We start from the raw sequence: 15,536 nt of genomic DNA on the forward strand, positions 1-15,536 counted from the left end.
TGAGATCTGAGGCCCACTGATGAGTCACTCATTAAGTAGCACAGTGACGCTCTTAGCATGGGAAAAGCCCGTCGCACAAAACACTCTGCTTCTTATTCTTCGACGGAACGCTGACACGATCCAGCGAATGGTTTTTATTCACCCTGCCCTCCGGATTAAACATGAATCGCTTCAGCAAGACACTGATACTCTTTCGCAGCGCTGCGATTATCTATTTATTTAATCCGCCGATATAGATGAGAGCTAAAGTTCTATTCATGGATAAAGAGAACTCCCAACACCTTGAGATCTCGCCTATCCTCGCCTATCGGTTGAACTCTGAGATCCTACACACTTTTGCTAAGAGGTAATGAGTGTCATAACCGACGACTGGCACCCTTTCAAACTGTTTTTAAAGGAATTATATGGGTGTTCGCTACATATTTGGTTTTGTACTCCTCCTTCAACGGATACAAAGAATACAGATACGAATGCAATGCCAAGTCACCGCCTTAGCCTAAGCTGGCACTCCCGGCCTGCAACTTATTTAAGAAATAGAGTGAGCCGAGTCTAAGTTTTCAAATAACTCCCTGTTAGCCTCATTAATCGTAACGCTATTATCAATCGTCCCACTAAAGATGATATGGAGCTAAGCAGATGAAGATTGAATACTCCCAGGACTCACTCTCGATCACCCATCAAGGAGAGACTCTTTTTTCCCATCAGACTGACTTCCCCGCTTTTTACCTGGGTCGGGGCAAGGAGAAGATAGAGATCTATCGGGGCAACTTTGATATTGATGATTATATTGAATCGCGCATTGAGCTCTCATCCATACATCAGATTGACCATAATGTGTTCCAGTTCTCTCAAGCTCCCACTACACCACCCCTACTCCAGGTTAGCTTTTTAGAAGAGGGCGACAGGTTAACCCTGCAAATTACCCCACTTGATACCAGTTACAACCGCTTCTGGGGACGCCTCCCTGCACAAAAACAAGAGCATGTATGGGGATGCGGTGAACAGATGTCCTATTTCGATCTGCGAGGGCGCCACTATCCATTATGGACCTCCGAGCCTGGAGTGGGCCGTCACCCTGATAGTGAAATAAAATGGAAAGCGGATGTGATGGGCAAAGCGGGTGGCGATTATTATCACACCAATTACCCACAGCCAACCTTCATCTCATCGCGCAAATACAGTTGTCATGTTGAGACCACAGCCTATGCAGATTTCGATTTTCGCAATGAGGCATTTCACGAACTACAGGTCTGGGAGATCCCCAGCGAGATCCAGCTACAAACAGCCGACACTTATCTGGGGATCATCGAAAAGCTATCTGAAAAGTTTGGCCGCCAACCCAGACTGCCGGAGTGGATTTATAAGGGAGCGATCCTGGGCCTTAAAGGAGGAGAAGTAAACACCTTCTCCCGGTTGGAGAACGCGCTGGCTCACGGCGTCGAGGTCTCAGGCCTGTGGAGTGAAGATTGGTGTGGCCTGCGTGTCACCTCCTTTGGCAAGCGATTGTTCTGGGACTGGGACTGGAAACAGCACCAGGAGCGTTACCCGAATCTGCCGGCAAAAATCAGGGAGCTGGAAGATAAGGGGATCGCCTTCATGGCCTATGTTAACCCCTACCTGTGTAACGATGGATCTTTGTTCCCCATCGCCGAGGAGATGGGCTATATGGCTCGGGATAAGGATGGCAATGTGGCCCTGGTCGATTTTGGTGAGTTTGATTGTGGTTGTATCGATTTCACCAACCCGGAGGCGATGACCTGGTTCCGTGATACCGTACTTCGCCAAAACATGCTGGATATGGGGATCAAGGGATGGATGGCCGACTTTGGTGAATACCTTCCCACTGAAAATATCTATCTGCATAATGAGGCCGATGCCAAGGTGATGCATAACGCCTGGCCAACCCTATGGGCTCAGTGTAATGCCGAAGCCTTGGAGCTCAATGGCCAAACCTCCGATGCCATCTTCTTTATGCGTGCTGGCTATACCGGAGTTCAGCAATATTGCCCGCTGCTGTGGGCGGGCGATCAGTGTGTTGACTTTAGCCGCCATGATGGCCTGATCTCTGTGGTCTCCGGCGCTCTGTCTTCAGGAATGCTCGGCAATGCCTACCACCACTCAGATATCGGTGGCTACACCTCCCTGTTCGGCAATCGCCGCACCAAGGAGCTGTTTGACCGCTGGGTTGAGATGGCAGCCTTCACCCCGGTGATGCGCACCCATGAAGGTAACCGGCCGGACGAAAACTTCCAGTTTGATCATGATGCAGATACCCTTGCTCACTTCGGACGGATGACCCGCATCTACCGCCACCTCAATCCCTACCTGAAAACCCTGGTCAATGAAGCAGCTGAGAAGGGTTATCCGGTTCAACGTGCGCTGGTGCTGCACTTTGAGAACGATCCAGAGACTTACACCATGCAGGATCAGTACATGTATGGTCCGGATCTGCTGGTGGCTCCGGTACATCAGGAGGGGGTAATCGAGTGGACCAGCTACCTGCCCGCAGGCGAGCAGTGGACCCACCTGTGGAGTGGTCAAACCTTTAGCGGTGGCCAGCGTGTTACCGTGCCCGCACCTATCGGAGAGCCGCCGGTATTTTACCGGGCCCACAGCCACTGGAAAAAGCTCTTTTCTGAAATATCCGCTATAAAGTAACAATTTAGAAATTTATCTGTAAACTGAACGAATACTAGCTGGCAAACGATGCCAGCTAGCATTCGTTGCGATTTATACGGCTCAAATCTGCGTGGGATAGACAACCAATACAATGTGAGGTAGCTGGTGGATATAAAAGTAACAACCGAGCCAACTCTGGCTGACATTCAGGATATTAATAACGGACTGCGCGAGCATAATGCTCCCTATTTGGGGGATGTTTTCAGAACAGAGATCGCCTGCTTCGCATACAAAGCAAACGGCGAGAAGTCGGGGGGAATTTACGGGGAAATTTTAGGTCACTGGCTGTTTATCAAAAAACTCTGGGTCGACAAGAGCGATAAAACCAGGGGACTGGGTACAAAGCTTCTCAACCAGGCAGAGTCCTACGCGATCGAAAAAGGCTGTCACTCCTGTCTTCTGGATACATTTAGTTTCCAGGCCAGACCATTTTACGAGAAAAATGGTTATACGGTTCAGATGACTCTGGAAAATCATCCGATCTCTGGGGAGCGTTACTACCTGACTAAACCGCTGCAAGCCAAAGAGATCCAGCCTTAAACCAAATCATTGGTGGAGCATTCAGCTCGACTCATTCGCCCTGGGCTTGGCAGTGTTCTGATCTTGAATCATTCGCCTGTAACTATTCCTCTGAGCGGTCAATCTTTGGTACAAAAAGCTAGCTCATATCAAGAGTGGGCTATGCAGGGTAATGACTCCTTCTCCAGCTATGGTTTCAGGCATAAAAAAAGGGACCCGAAGGTCCCCTTTTTCACTATAACCGACTTAAATTAAGCGGCCAGAGCTTCTTTTGCTTTAGCAGCCAGGGCTGTGAAAGCATTTTGGTCGTGAACAGCGATATCAGCTAGGATCTTACGATCGATCTCGATAGAAGCCTTCTTCAGACCGTCGATGAAACGGCTGTAGGACAGACCGTTCTGACGAGATGCAGCGTTGATACGCGCAATCCACAGTTGACGGAACTGACGCTTCTTCTGACGACGGTCACGATAAGCGTATTGACCCGCTTTAGTTACTGCCTGAACCGCTACGCGATAAACGCGTGAGCGAGCACCATAGTAACCTTTAGCTTGATTCAGTACTTTCTTGTGACGAGCACGAGCTGTCACACCACGTTTTACTCTTGGCATTTCTCACACTCTCCTAATTTAAGCGTATGGCAACATATCTTTGATCTGAGCTACATCTGAACTTGCGACCATGGACTTGGCACGCAGGTGCAGCTTACGCTTAGAGCTTTTCTTAGTAAGAATGTGACGCAGGTGAGATTGCTTACGCTTGAATCCACCTGATGCAGTCTTTTTAAAACGCTTTGCAGCGCCTTTGTTTGACTTAATCTTCGGCATTTTTAACTCCGCATTGTTAAATACAACTAAAACACAGGGCGAATCGCCGGCTAACCGAGGCTAGCCGGTAATTACTTGCAAAGCCCTGTTATTTCTTCTTCGGGGCAAGCACCATGATCGCCTGGCGACCCTCAACCTTCGGGAAAGACTCTACCTGGGCCAGTTCGGTCAGGTCATCTTTGATCCGGTTAAGCAGAGCGATACCAAGATCCTGGTGGGCCATTTCACGACCACGAAAACGCAGTGTTACTTTGGCCTTATTGCCTTCTTCAATAAAGCGAGTCAGGTTGCGTAGTTTTACCTGATAATCGCCTTCATCAGTTCCAGGCCGGAACTTAACTTCCTTTACCTGGATCTGCTTTTGCTTTTTGCGCTGCTCTTTATCAGCTTTACTCTTTTCATAGAGATATTTGCCGTAGTCCATGATACGACAAACCGGTGGCGTCGCATTAGGGCTAATTTCGACCAGGTCTACATTATGCTCTGCAGCCTGACCTAAAGCATCCTGGATAGAGACAATTCCAATCGGCTCACCATCAAGCCCGACCAGACGTACCTCTTTTTCCCTAATATCTTCGTTGAGTCGATTACGGGGTGCCGTTGGCTTACCCCCTCTCTTTCCACCTTTTATAATTTATTCCTCCAGTTTATTTGGACTACGGGTCGCAATTTCTTCTTTGATCATCTGGGCAACCTTTTCGATACTGAATTTGCCCAGGTCAACGCCCTTGCGCGTTCGAACTGCTACCTCTCCGGCTTCGACCTCTTTGTCGCCGCAGACCAGCATATAAGGGACCCGTTTCAAGGTATGCTCGCGGATTTTAAAGCCTATCTTCTCATTTCTCAAGTCCGAAACGACACGAATTCCCTCTTTTGTCAGTGCCTGAGTGACTTGTTGCACATATTCTGACTGATTATCAGTGATATTCATCACCACAGCCTGAACCGGCGCCAGCCAGGTTGGGAAGAATCCGGCATACTCTTCGATGAGAATTCCCAGGAACCGCTCCAGAGAGCCCAGAATAGCACGGTGGATCATCACAGGAATGTGACGCTCGTTGTCTTCGCCAACAAAAGAAGCACTCAGCCGCTCCGGTAGCGAGAAGTCGAGCTGGATGGTACCACACTGCCATGCACGATTCAGACAGTCATGCAGGGTAAATTCAATCTTAGGACCGTAGAAGGCGCCCTCACCCGGCAGGATCTCGAACTCGATGTCACGAGAACGCAGCGACTGCTTGAGTGCCTCTTCCGCCTTATCCCAGATCGCATCGTCACCGATCCGCTTCTCGGGACGGGTGGAGAGCTTCACCTCGATATTATTAAAGCCAAAGGTGCTATACAGGTCATAGACCATATCGATACAGGAGGAGACCTCATCCTGTACCTGATCTTCGGTACAGAAGATATGGGCATCATCCTGGGTGAAACCACGAACCCGCATCAGGCCATGCAGGGCGCCGGAAGGCTCACAACGGTGACAGCAACCAAACTCTGCCATCCGCAGCGGCAGATCACGATAAGATTTCAGGCCCTGGTTGAAGATCTGCACGTGACCCGGGCAATTCATCGGCTTGATCGCATATTCACGGTTCTCGGTTGAGGTGGTGAACATGTTTTCCGCATACTTATCCCAGTGACCGGAGCGTTCCCACAGGACACGGTCCATCATCATCGGACCTTTCACTTCCTGATAATCATATTCGGTCAGCTTTTCACGGACAAACTTCTCCAGCTCCAGGAAAATTTTCCAGCCATCATTGTGCCAGAACACCATTCCCGGCGCTTCCTCCTGGAGATGATACAGATCCAGCTGCTTACCGATTTTACGGTGATCACGCTTAGCCGCCTCTTCCAGGTGCTTGAGGTGTCCTTTCAGCTGCTTTTTATCCGCCCAGGCGGTACCATAGATCCGCTGCAACATCTTATTCTGAGAGTCACCACGCCAGTAAGCGCCTGACACTTTAAGGATCTTAAAGTGGTGGCAGAACCGCATGTTAGGGACATGGGGGCCACGGCACATATCGACATACTCTTCATGATGATACAGAGCCGGGGTTTCATGGCGGCCGATATTTTCATCGAGGATCGCTGTTTTATAGGGTTCTTCGCGCTCCTCAAACACATCATGCGCTTCCTGCCAGCTCACGGTTTTCTTGATGACATCATAGTTGCTCTTGGCAAGCTCCATCATCCGCTTTTCCAGCAGATCCAGATCTTCCTGGGTCAGGGACCTGTCCAGGTCGATGTCATAGTAAAAGCCATTTTCGATCACAGGACCGATCGCCATCTCAGTCTCTGGCCATAGCTGCTTGATCGCGTGACCCAGCAGGTGTGCGCAGGAGTGGCGGATAATCTCCAGACCCTCATCATTTTTTGGGGTAATGATCGACAAGTTAACATCGCTGTCGATCTTGTCGGTCGCATCGACCAGGATCCCATCAACCCGGCCGGCAAGACAAGACTTGGCCAGGCCCGGGCCGATATCAGCAGCGACTTCGAGAACGGAAACTGGATGAGGGAAATGGCGAGTTGAGCCATCAGGAAGTGTAATGATTGGCATATTTATATCCTTTTACAGTGGTGGCCCCTACCAAAGGCCACATGCATCTTTTACATAATGTTTGATGATTGATTCAACGGCCCCGTTCCAGCGAACAGAACTGGTGCGCCTGAGATGACTCTGGTCATCTCATAGCAGGGTCCGTTTGAGCGCCACAGACTAGCATAACCGAGAGAATTAAGATAGTTCAGCGGCCACCGAAGATTGAGAGAGATAATCCTGAAGTTGATTATCATTCGACCAGGCTGCCGCATGAATTCGCTGCAGACGATGGTTCTGCGGATCATCGCGCCAGTGGCTCTGTTCTGAGTAAAGAAGTTTGAAATGACGACAGAATTTCAGACTCGGGGCATGAGGGCCCCACCCCATATCGACATAGTTCTGATGAAAATAGAGTGTGGGATGCTCACTGCGTGGAATACTCTCATCCAGCATCGCAATCTTGAAAGGTTCCTCAAGCCCCTCAAACTGATCATGGGCCTGACGCCAGCTGACCTGGCGAGTGCTGATCGGGTAATCACTCTCGACCAGCTGAGCCATCTTTTGCTCAAGCTGTTGCAACATCTCTTGATTCATCGGCTGTGGCAGATCGATGTCGTAGTAGAAACCCGATGCGGTGATCTGATAATCGGCAATCTTACACTGTGGCCAGAGCTGTTTGGCCGCATGTCCCAACAGGTGTGATGTGGTATGGCGAATAATCGAAAGGCCATCGGGATGCAGCGGAGTCACCAGGGATAACTCAACATCGCTATCGATGTGAGTATTGATATCCAGCAGTGTCTCAGAGACACGACCGGCCAGACAGGTTTCAACCAGGTTGGGTTCAAGCTGCTCGGCAATATCAATAACAGTCATTGGGTGGGTAAAATTATGTTCTGAGCCATCGGCCAGGGTGATGATCGGCATATTAAACTCCCTCTATCGCCCCGAATTGCTCCGGGGATTTTTATGCTGAAGACGAACCCTAGTATATAGGTTGAAGTCTCTACAATTGTTTGGGCTCCCTTGTTCAGGAACGGTACGGGTTCGCTAAGAGTAAACAGGTATGATGGCATAAGTGTGTCGCAGACACACATACAATTTGATAAGGATATGATCTTGTATGTAAAAGCTCATGGGGAGATGGTGGTAGACCCACCGAAGTCTGCTGTCGGAAGTCGGCCTCAAACCGCTTCAAGCTGCTTGGATTAAGAGTCCCGGTAGTGAGCGTTGAAGAAAAGGTCTCCAAGAGAGATCAGGTATGGTGCAGGGAGACGAGTAACCCCGAACCCATGTCGAGGCGTCGTAATCATATAGACGGTATCAAAACCGGAGGTCTTATGCTCCTCCGGGATAAGCCTGCAAGTGTACTCCGAATGCTGTGCTGGCGGTACCCGGCGTTGAGTGGGCGTGAACCTGCACTGGGCTTTCCATGGGAACTGCGAGAACCAGTCACTACGATGAGAAGGGAGAAATGCAAATAACTAAATTTATGAGCATAAGAGTACCGATGCGTAGTACTGGGGCGGAGCTGCTCGTAGTAGTGAGGAAGCGCTTGTAATGAGCGTGGAGCAAAGGGGCAGCATCAAACAGCTGATGGTCAACTCTCAACTACCGGACGGTAGGAGGAAGACTTGAGCGCAGCAAAACCATTTTCCATTTCAAAACAGCAAGTCATGCGTGCCTTCGAGTTGGTCAAGGCCAACAAAGGAGCCGCTGGCATAGATAATCAGTCTATTGAGTGTTTTGAAAAAGACTTAAAATCCAATCTTTACAAACTGTGGAACCGTATGTCCTCGGGAAGTTACTTCCCCCCTGCGGTTAAAGCCGTAGCTATCCCAAAGAAATCCGGAGGAGAGCGACTGCTGGGTATCCCTACAGTAAGTGACCGTATCGCACAGATGGTGGTCAAACTTGAGCTTGAACCTTGTATTGAGCCCTACTTTTTAGATGATTCCTATGGCTACAGACCAAATAAATCGGCACTGGATGCAGTGGGGATTACTCGGAAGAGGTGCTGGGAATACGACTGGTTGCTTGAGTTTGATATCAAAGGGCTATTTGACAACATCTCGCATGAGCTGATGATGAGAGCCGTCGAAAAGCATACTGAGTCTACGTGGGTGAGACTGTATGTCCGGCGCTGGTTAACGGCTCAGATGCAAATGCCGGATAATAGCCTGGTACATCGTAATCAGGGGACACCACAGGGTGGTGTCATTAGCCCCCTGCTGGCCAATCTATTTCTGCACTATGTGTTTGATAAATGGCTACAAAAACACTACTCTCACCTAAAATGGTGCCGCTTTGCGGATGATGGGCTTGTCCATTGCAACAGCAAAGTCGAAGCAGAAATGATGTTAAATATACTGACCGAGAGATTCCGTGAGTGTGGACTTGAGCTACACCCTGTAAAGACAAAAATTGTCTATTGCAAGGATGGATCTCGCCAAGGACAGCATGAGCATACAGCGTTCGATTTCCTTGGGTACACTTTCCGATGCCGAAAAAGCATTAACAGGTGGACCAAGCAGGTATTCAGTGGATTCGGACCGGCCATCAGCAAGCAGTCAACTCTATCCATCGGGGAAAAGCTCAGGAAGTTAAGGTTCAGAACAAGAACTGACTTGGAGCTTAAGGATCTAGCAAAGCTTCTGAACCCCATGATCCAAGGTTGGCTCATGTACTATGGGAAGTACTATCGTAGTGCGATGTATGCAGTGTGTCGCCTCATAAACAACGGGCTGATCACATGGGCAAGAAGGAAATATAAGTCTTTATCTCATCGCTCCAGGACGAGAGCTTCTGAACTCATGAAGAGAATAGCGAAGCAATCCCCTGGCTTGTTCGCCCATTGGCGAGCTGGAATGGTTGGTGCGTTTGTTTGATGGGAGCGGTATGAGTCGAGAGGTTCACGTACCGTTCTGCGAGAGGCTGCTGGGGAGGTTCCGGCGGTCTACTCACCCTTATAGTTCTTAAATTCTCAATCTACACTCGTTATACTTCTGCTAGTCGTTGCTGCAGATGGAACTCCTATGTCAATCATTGAGCAAGCCCGAACCGTCGCCCGCAAAGCCCTTGCGCAGGGTGCTCTTCAAAGCTTTCGGACCCAGAGTCGGGTCCTCGAACAACAAAACATCCCCTTTATTGTGCGGATTGCAGACAGCCTGAATCATAAGCCCAAGGCTCCCAGTCGTACCCCGGTGATCCGAAATCCTTTTCTCCCCTATGAGCAGTCGCTGTTTGTGTGTGAGCTGGGGAGTAAGCATGTCTGCCTGCTAAACAAATTCAACGTCATTGATGATCACCTGCTGATCATCACCAAAGAGTATCAGCCCCAGTCCTGCTGGCTGGAGCTCGATGACTTCTCGGCGTTAACTCCCCTGCTTCAGGAGTTCGATGGCCTTGGTTTTTATAACGGCGGTACCACTGCCGGTGCCAGCCAACATCATAAACATCTTCAATATATCCCGAGACAAGCCCTTGCCGAGGGGAAAGACCTCCCCTGGAGTCACTTTATCTTAAGTCCACTCCCCCGTTTCATTGTGGCCTGGTGAGGTTGAATGATGAGGAGTATCACGGAGAGAGCCTCTATCGAGCCTACCTCGAAGCCCTTGAGCAGTGCCAGCTTCCCTCTCCGACTCCGGGCGATGAAGCACCGCCCTATAACCTGTTATTTACTCGTAGCTGGCTGCTGGTGATCCCAAGAGAGCATGAGGGCTGTGATTCGATCTCGGTCAACAGCCTGGGATTTGCAGGATCACTCTTTGTGAAAAATGAACAGCAATTTAAGCGTCTTGAGGAGCTTGGTCCCATGAGCCTTCTCAATGCGGTTGCCAGAAAGAAATAACCAAACGGCTCACTTTTCATCAAAGATACCGGGAGCAGTGGAATATCTTAAGGTAGCTAGTGATGCTTGAGCGCAGTGAGCCACGCCCCCGGTGAACTTGAAACGATACGAATTAGGGAGCATAAAGCGATGCAACAGGATCTCGAAAAGAATAAGCAACACGCCATCGAATTTTACGAGATGGCTTATCTGGGTAACCCGACCCGGGCCGTAGAGCTCTATGTTGGTGATCAGTATATCCAGCACAACCCCCTGGTCGGAGATGGGAAGCAGCCTTTCATTGAGTATTTTGAGAAGATGGCTGCCGAGTACCCGCAAAAAACCATCGAATTTGTTCGTGCCGTGGCCCAGGACGATCTGGTGGCCCTGCATACCCATCAGAGATGGCCGGGTGGGGATCAGTATGTAACCATGGATTTCTTTCGCTTTGATGAGCAGGGCAAAATAGTTGAACACTGGGATTCGATTCAACAGATCCCCGCTCAATCAAAAAATAATAACTCCATGTATTAAGCTCTGTTGACGACTCCTATTTTGAACCTGCGGCCCTGAAGCTATAGGTCCAAACCTTAAACATCAATAGATCCTGAACCTTGCTAGCGCTATTTCGGATTAATCAGGGTCATTATGTTTAGCTCAACTAAAAGAATTTCAGGCTTTGCTAAGCTGACCTTCTGCAGCAAAGGGCGTGGTTGCATCGCAACAAGCGAGAAGCAGGGACGCCGAACTGGTAAGGGTTATCATGGATGATAATCGGTATTGCGAGTCAGCATTCAAAGTCAAAGCTGCTTTCATGAGATGAAGCGGTTTATCTGGAAAACGCTCTGGCGCTACAGGTACCCTGCAATGCGGTGAATTGTGTATCGGCATACATCTATTAGTGGGGGAACTTGAAGCCGCCGGGAGATCGAAGAACGCGGAAGATCTCCCGACTTCATCATGACTTTAGTAATTTTTGCCTACAAAATCACTCATGACCTCCCATACGTGATCGGAAACCTGGCTGCTATAGGCGGGATCCGTGCCAAAGCTGTTATTCCAACCAATATAGCCAGGTTCGGAGACTGCGCTGTTGATTTTCCCTGCCGGCCCTGCGTTCTTACTGGTCACATTGTTCCCCTCCAGGGCAAAAACAGAGTAACCCACATCATAAGCCCTGCTTGCCTTGTAGGGGGCGAAGTTCCCCTGCAGATAATCACCAAGGGTGGTGTTTTCCAATTTTCCCTGTTTCATCCGGCTAGGGGTTGCCGACACCATGATGCACTGTGACAGAGGAACGCCCTGGCCGCAGGAGCTTAACGTCTGCATTTTGACCGGCTTACCATCCTGGGTTCCAATCTGGTTTTGGATAAGCTTCCCCTTGGCATCGACCATCACCAGTCCCCCCTTCAGCGCACTAAGCTTGGGATTCCATAACTCAATCCGCCGCCACTGGGTTGCACTGGCTCCTAAGGGAAGGGCCAGCTGATGCTTACCATTAAAGAACTGTGCGGCCCGGGCGCTCGATAACCTGTGATATGCGCCCTGCCAACGACGGTTATTTTCAGACATTGAATCGTTCGCGGACAGATTACACCAGGATTGTGGACTAATGATCCCATCGCTCACTTTAACCGTATCGCAGGTTTTGTCTGCTTGTTGCGCCTGCGTGATTTGATCGGCCTCGGGTTTCTTTATGGTGTTGAGGATCCCGGTTTGCTGCATAGACAGAGCCCCTGGCAATAAACTGGTTTGTTGCTTTCCGTTCTGAGCCCGATACTGTCCAACATCATAGGTGCTGATGTTGGCAACTCCCATGGGACCAAAGGCAGCATCGAGCCGAGCGTTAAACATATCGGCAAAGCCGTAAACACTCAGCCACTTGCCCTGGTATGCCAGGTGATCCGCAAGCATTTTGTCGAGCTGGGCATCACCGGGCGCGTTGGGACCGCCCTCAGGATCCAGCGCCATCCCTGCGACATAACTGCTGGAGTCAACAGGCTTCATCAGTTGATCCACCAGCGTCTCTTTTTGCTGACGATTCAGCGTCGGCGCTATTGCTCTGAGGATCCCCGCATAGTGGTAAGATGGCGTCAGGGTCACATTGGCTTTGGCAAACTCGGGACCAATCACCTCAATTTGGGAGCTGATATCATTCATCTCAAGTCTGATGCCTGTCGCATCCGAAGGCGTCTTGAGGGTTGGATCCGTTTCATAAAATGCGGTGCGGATCGGATCATTATCCATATACTGCTCATTGATGGTGCGCAGATCCTCTGCATAGTCTGAGATCTCGGTTTTCCAGGATGGATATTTCACACTCTCCCCGGAGTAAACATAGATAGAGGGATAATTACCAATCACATTGGTTTGCGCCACCTGCCCCGCATGCCAGGCAGCCAGGGTTGGATTTTGTGAATTCACATTCATGTAAAAGGTCTGATATGCCGTCTGCTTGCCCCCAGTCACCGAGGTCGCCCGCACATTGAACTGGTAGATACCGGGTGCCAGAGCGCGGATTGCCACTAACTTCCCGCCCTCAATCGAAAAATCCTGATCGGCAGGCGCAACTTTACCCAGAGCAGAGATATGCGCGATATTATAGGCCGGTTTTTTGTTGCCACTGATCACCTGGGATGCATCAAACGCATACTGAACACTCCCTGCGGGCGCATGGGTAAAGTATCGGCTCAGATCGACAATCGGCGTGCTCTGCCCTGAAAAGTCCCCGGGAGTCGCACTAATTTCAAAATAGTAAGGGATGGCACTGGTAGCATTTGCTTCAAGATCGGCTTCACGTGAGCCGATCAGCTCATCGATTGTTTTACTGCGTAATCCATCATAGATGTGCAGGGGAACCCTGACGGAATGCCCATCCGATCCGACGAGATCCAGGGTGACCACCTTGGTGTGCCCATCCTTAGCCAGCGGAGCCTTGATCTGCTTAAATTGAGCCTGGGTAAAATTGTGCGTGATCACAACCAGGTTTTTATCGGGGATCAGGTACAAGTTCCCCGCTACCACTGGGTCGCTGACCCTAATCTCCTGCGGCTTATTAACATAACTGCCCGCCATCAGTATCGGCTGAGCCTGATCGATCGCACCCGCTTTAAGATAGTTCTGCCCCACATTGATCTGCCGATAAAAATTATTAACGATCGGCGGAGTCGGTGGTACAGGAGGCGTTTTCTTCACAAAGCTACACTGGGTTTTACTGGCGCCTGTTGTGAGTGTGAAGCTTCCCGGACTCACCAGAAAGTCGTTAAAATCACCATATTTGTTGGTCTTGGCTGATCCCAAACACGCTTGATCTGTTCCCACATATAATTTGAGCTTTTGCCCCGGATGGGCGATGGTCACATCGATAGCCCTGCTCTGCCCCTTAAGGATCCGGATATTCCCCGACTATCTAAGCTCGGAGAGTGACCAATGGTTGGTGGTATCATCAGGGTAACATCCGCATCCCTGGCACTATTATTAATGGTTAACTTAAATTGGCTTGATTCGGCATGCGCAGCCATAGCGCAACACAGTGAAAGCAGGCTTAATGAAGTCATTAAGACCCCGGCCTTAGATAAACGCTGCATCATGAGTCTCCATAGAGTATTTTAATGCGCCCCAGAGGGGAGAAAAGAGATTAAAGCCTAACAGGAGAGATCTATTAATTCAGCAAAACAGTTATGAAAAAATTATTAACACAACAGTTTCTGACGCAGAGTATATCTTATTTTCCGAGAACGAAACCTTTAATGGTTTTTTGGTTAAAAATATTTCGTTTACGTTTTGTGCTAATAAAAAACCATGTTATGTGACCGCATTATTTCTAGCAGTCCTGGTGATAGGTTGTAATCGAAAGGTGCAAGCTGCATCTAGGTGACTCCAAGCATGCCAGGTAGCTCCAGAGCATGTCACTCATTCTTTAGCAAAGAACTTCCCATCATCCAAAGCTAAGCTCATCAAGCAAGGGGGACTCCCTGGATTACCGGATCGAAGAAAGAGCAACTTACCGCTCCAACTGGCTAAACCATCAACAAGCTGAACTAAAACCAGACAAAGTGCTCTGGGTTTAACCAATCAGTTGAAAAATATCATATTTGGCTTGCATCCCACCTGAGCTATCGCTACTATCTGCCTCGCTTCCAAGGCAATGCGTTCTTAGCTCAGTTGGTTAGAGCACCACCTTGACATGGTGGGGGTCGGTGGTTCGAGTCCACTAGAACGCACCACTTTCTTAGTGCGTCCGTAGCTCAGTTGGTTAGAGCACCACCTTGACATGGTGGGGGTCGGTAGTTCGAGTCTACTCGGACGCACCAATTCTTTTTCTGTCTTTAGTTGCCTATGGGTCTAATCCAATATCGGCCGAGTGGCCATCATCCGTTACTCATCTCAAGAGTAATGCTAAATAGCTGACCCTATTACTGAGCTGTTGATGTGTGGTCGCAGACACGCCATGAATCCATCCATGGAAGCTCCACCACATCGGCTATCATCCCTGATAGCCTTTCCCAGTTCGGCATCCATACCTCTCGTTCAATGGCTTAAAACCATTTCACCCCTGACGCAGAGGGCCTGCTTATTCACCATTCAATAGCTGTCCCAAGTGATTACCATTTGGAACCGTTATTTAGTCATTTGACTAAACCAGGACTAAAACGTCAATTAAAGACCAACAGATAACAAGAATTAACTTAGTTATAGCCTTTTTATTCTTCAGCTATATCAATGATCCGCAATTTCATTATGCTAATTTTGATCCGGGCATCCCCGGTGGATTGAATAAAACGGATTGGTAGGATTTTAGTCACAGGGACATAAAGGAAAATATTGTGAAGCATGGAATAATAACCGCATTAATAATCACGGGGATCTCAGGATCCGCACTTGCCACCACGAGTAGCCATAGCTTGTCACAGGTACCCACTCAGCAGCTGGTGCTGGATGTCAGTGGCTTACCACAGGCAAACCCGATCCGGGTCCAGTTCAAGAACCTCGACTCAAAACATGAAATTGAACAGCTTGTTAGCGATGGAAGCAATAGCCTGTCACTTCCCAGTGGCCGCTACCAGATTTTGCTTAAGGCCAGTCCACAGGGATACAGATACACCCTTACCAATCAAGTGTTCTCGGTTTCCCCCCA

Annotated in this window: 12 protein-coding genes and 2 tRNA genes; 8 read left to right on the top strand and 6 right to left on the bottom strand. The window is 49.3% G+C overall.

Annotated elements, in window-relative coordinates:
* Positions 1-636 precede the first annotated feature (636 nt).
* Complete coding sequence (locus DB847_RS12010) at positions 637-2,658, top strand: alpha-glucosidase (protein WP_108650927.1); 2,022 nt, start codon at positions 637-639, stop codon at positions 2,656-2,658.
* 126 nt (positions 2,659-2,784) lie between these two features.
* The gene (locus DB847_RS12015; protein WP_108650928.1) at positions 2,785-3,219 is read left to right on the top strand and encodes a GNAT family N-acetyltransferase; all 435 of its coding nucleotides are present in this window, start codon (positions 2,785-2,787) and stop codon (positions 3,217-3,219) included.
* A gap of 230 nt (positions 3,220-3,449) precedes the next feature.
* Here DB847_RS12015 and rplT read toward each other — a convergent pair whose 3' ends face one another.
* The 5 genes from rplT to DB847_RS12040 all read right to left on the bottom strand — a co-directional run bounded on the left by rplT (position 3,450) and on the right by DB847_RS12040 (position 7,497).
* Positions 3,450-3,809, bottom strand: a complete 360-nt coding sequence (rplT, locus tag DB847_RS12020; protein ID WP_108650929.1) for a 50S ribosomal protein L20 — start codon at positions 3,807-3,809, stop codon at positions 3,450-3,452.
* A gap of 18 nt (positions 3,810-3,827) precedes the next feature.
* Positions 3,828-4,025 (bottom strand): 50S ribosomal protein L35, encoded by a 198-nt coding sequence (rpmI, locus tag DB847_RS12025; RefSeq protein ID WP_108650930.1) that lies wholly within the window; start codon positions 4,023-4,025, stop codon positions 3,828-3,830.
* An 88-nt stretch (positions 4,026-4,113) separates the two neighbouring features.
* The gene (gene infC, locus DB847_RS12030; protein WP_456073093.1) at positions 4,114-4,659 is read right to left on the bottom strand and encodes a translation initiation factor IF-3; all 546 of its coding nucleotides are present in this window, start codon (positions 4,657-4,659) and stop codon (positions 4,114-4,116) included.
* Complete coding sequence (gene thrS / locus DB847_RS12035) at positions 4,660-6,588, bottom strand: threonine--tRNA ligase (RefSeq protein WP_108650932.1); 1,929 nt, start codon at positions 6,586-6,588, stop codon at positions 4,660-4,662. It abuts the gene before it with no gap.
* A 177-nt stretch (positions 6,589-6,765) separates the two neighbouring features.
* Complete coding sequence (locus DB847_RS12040) at positions 6,766-7,497, bottom strand: TGS domain-containing protein (RefSeq protein WP_108650933.1); 732 nt, start codon at positions 7,495-7,497, stop codon at positions 6,766-6,768.
* Between the two features lie 707 nt (positions 7,498-8,204).
* On the opposite strand from DB847_RS12040, the gene ltrA reads away from it, so the two are divergent.
* The 4 genes from ltrA (at position 8,205) to DB847_RS12065 (ending at position 10,933) form a co-directional block, all read left to right on the top strand.
* Positions 8,205-9,458, top strand: a complete 1,254-nt coding sequence (ltrA, locus tag DB847_RS12050) for a group II intron reverse transcriptase/maturase (RefSeq protein ID WP_108650934.1) — start codon at positions 8,205-8,207, stop codon at positions 9,456-9,458.
* Positions 9,459-9,605: 147 nt separating this feature from the next.
* On the top strand, positions 9,606-10,127 hold the full coding sequence (locus tag DB847_RS12055; RefSeq protein ID WP_108650935.1) for a DUF4922 domain-containing protein: 522 nt from the start codon (positions 9,606-9,608) through the stop codon (positions 10,125-10,127).
* Positions 10,124-10,420, top strand: a complete 297-nt coding sequence (locus DB847_RS12060) for an ATP adenylyltransferase family protein (RefSeq protein WP_159084573.1) — start codon at positions 10,124-10,126, stop codon at positions 10,418-10,420. Before DB847_RS12055 ends, DB847_RS12060 begins: the two co-directional genes overlap by 4 nt.
* A 129-nt stretch (positions 10,421-10,549) precedes the next feature.
* Positions 10,550-10,933, top strand: coding sequence for a nuclear transport factor 2 family protein (locus DB847_RS12065; protein ID WP_108650937.1), 384 nt, complete (start codon positions 10,550-10,552; stop codon positions 10,931-10,933).
* Between the two features lie 432 nt (positions 10,934-11,365).
* Here DB847_RS12065 and DB847_RS12070 read toward each other — a convergent pair whose 3' ends face one another.
* The gene (locus DB847_RS12070; RefSeq protein WP_108650938.1) at positions 11,366-13,759 is read right to left on the bottom strand and encodes a hypothetical protein; all 2,394 of its coding nucleotides are present in this window, start codon (positions 13,757-13,759) and stop codon (positions 11,366-11,368) included.
* Positions 13,760-14,548: 789 nt separating this feature from the next.
* Here DB847_RS12070 and DB847_RS12075 point away from each other — a divergent pair.
* Together DB847_RS12075 and DB847_RS12080 are read left to right on the top strand one after the other, a co-directional pair.
* A tRNA-Val gene (locus tag DB847_RS12075) sits at positions 14,549-14,625 on the top strand.
* A gap of 10 nt (positions 14,626-14,635) precedes the next feature.
* A tRNA-Val gene (locus DB847_RS12080) sits at positions 14,636-14,712 on the top strand.
* Positions 14,713-15,536: the final 824 nt, after the last annotated feature.

The sequence above is a fragment of the Dongshaea marina genome, assembly GCF_003072645.1.
In the GTDB taxonomy this organism is placed as follows: Bacteria; Pseudomonadota; Gammaproteobacteria; order Enterobacterales; family Aeromonadaceae; genus Dongshaea; species Dongshaea marina.

Bases quoted from the DNA above. Each gene is read 5' to 3' on its own strand.
- DB847_RS12010 (WP_108650927.1), top strand. From the start codon at position 637: ATGAAGATTGAATACTCCCAGGACTCACTCTCGATCACCCATCAAGGA.
- DB847_RS12065 (WP_108650937.1), top strand. From the start codon at position 10,550: ATGCAACAGGATCTCGAAAAGAATAAGCAACACGCCATCGAATTTTAC.
- rplT (WP_108650929.1), bottom strand. From the start codon at position 3,809: ATGCCAAGAGTAAAACGTGGTGTGACAGCTCGTGCTCGTCACAAGAAA.
- thrS (WP_108650932.1), bottom strand. From the start codon at position 6,588: ATGCCAATCATTACACTTCCTGATGGCTCAACTCGCCATTTCCCTCAT.
- DB847_RS12040 (WP_108650933.1), bottom strand. From the start codon at position 7,497: ATGCCGATCATCACCCTGGCCGATGGCTCAGAACATAATTTTACCCAC.
- DB847_RS12055 (WP_108650935.1), top strand. From the start codon at position 9,606: ATGTCAATCATTGAGCAAGCCCGAACCGTCGCCCGCAAAGCCCTTGCG.
- rpmI (WP_108650930.1), bottom strand. From the start codon at position 4,025: ATGCCGAAGATTAAGTCAAACAAAGGCGCTGCAAAGCGTTTTAAAAAG.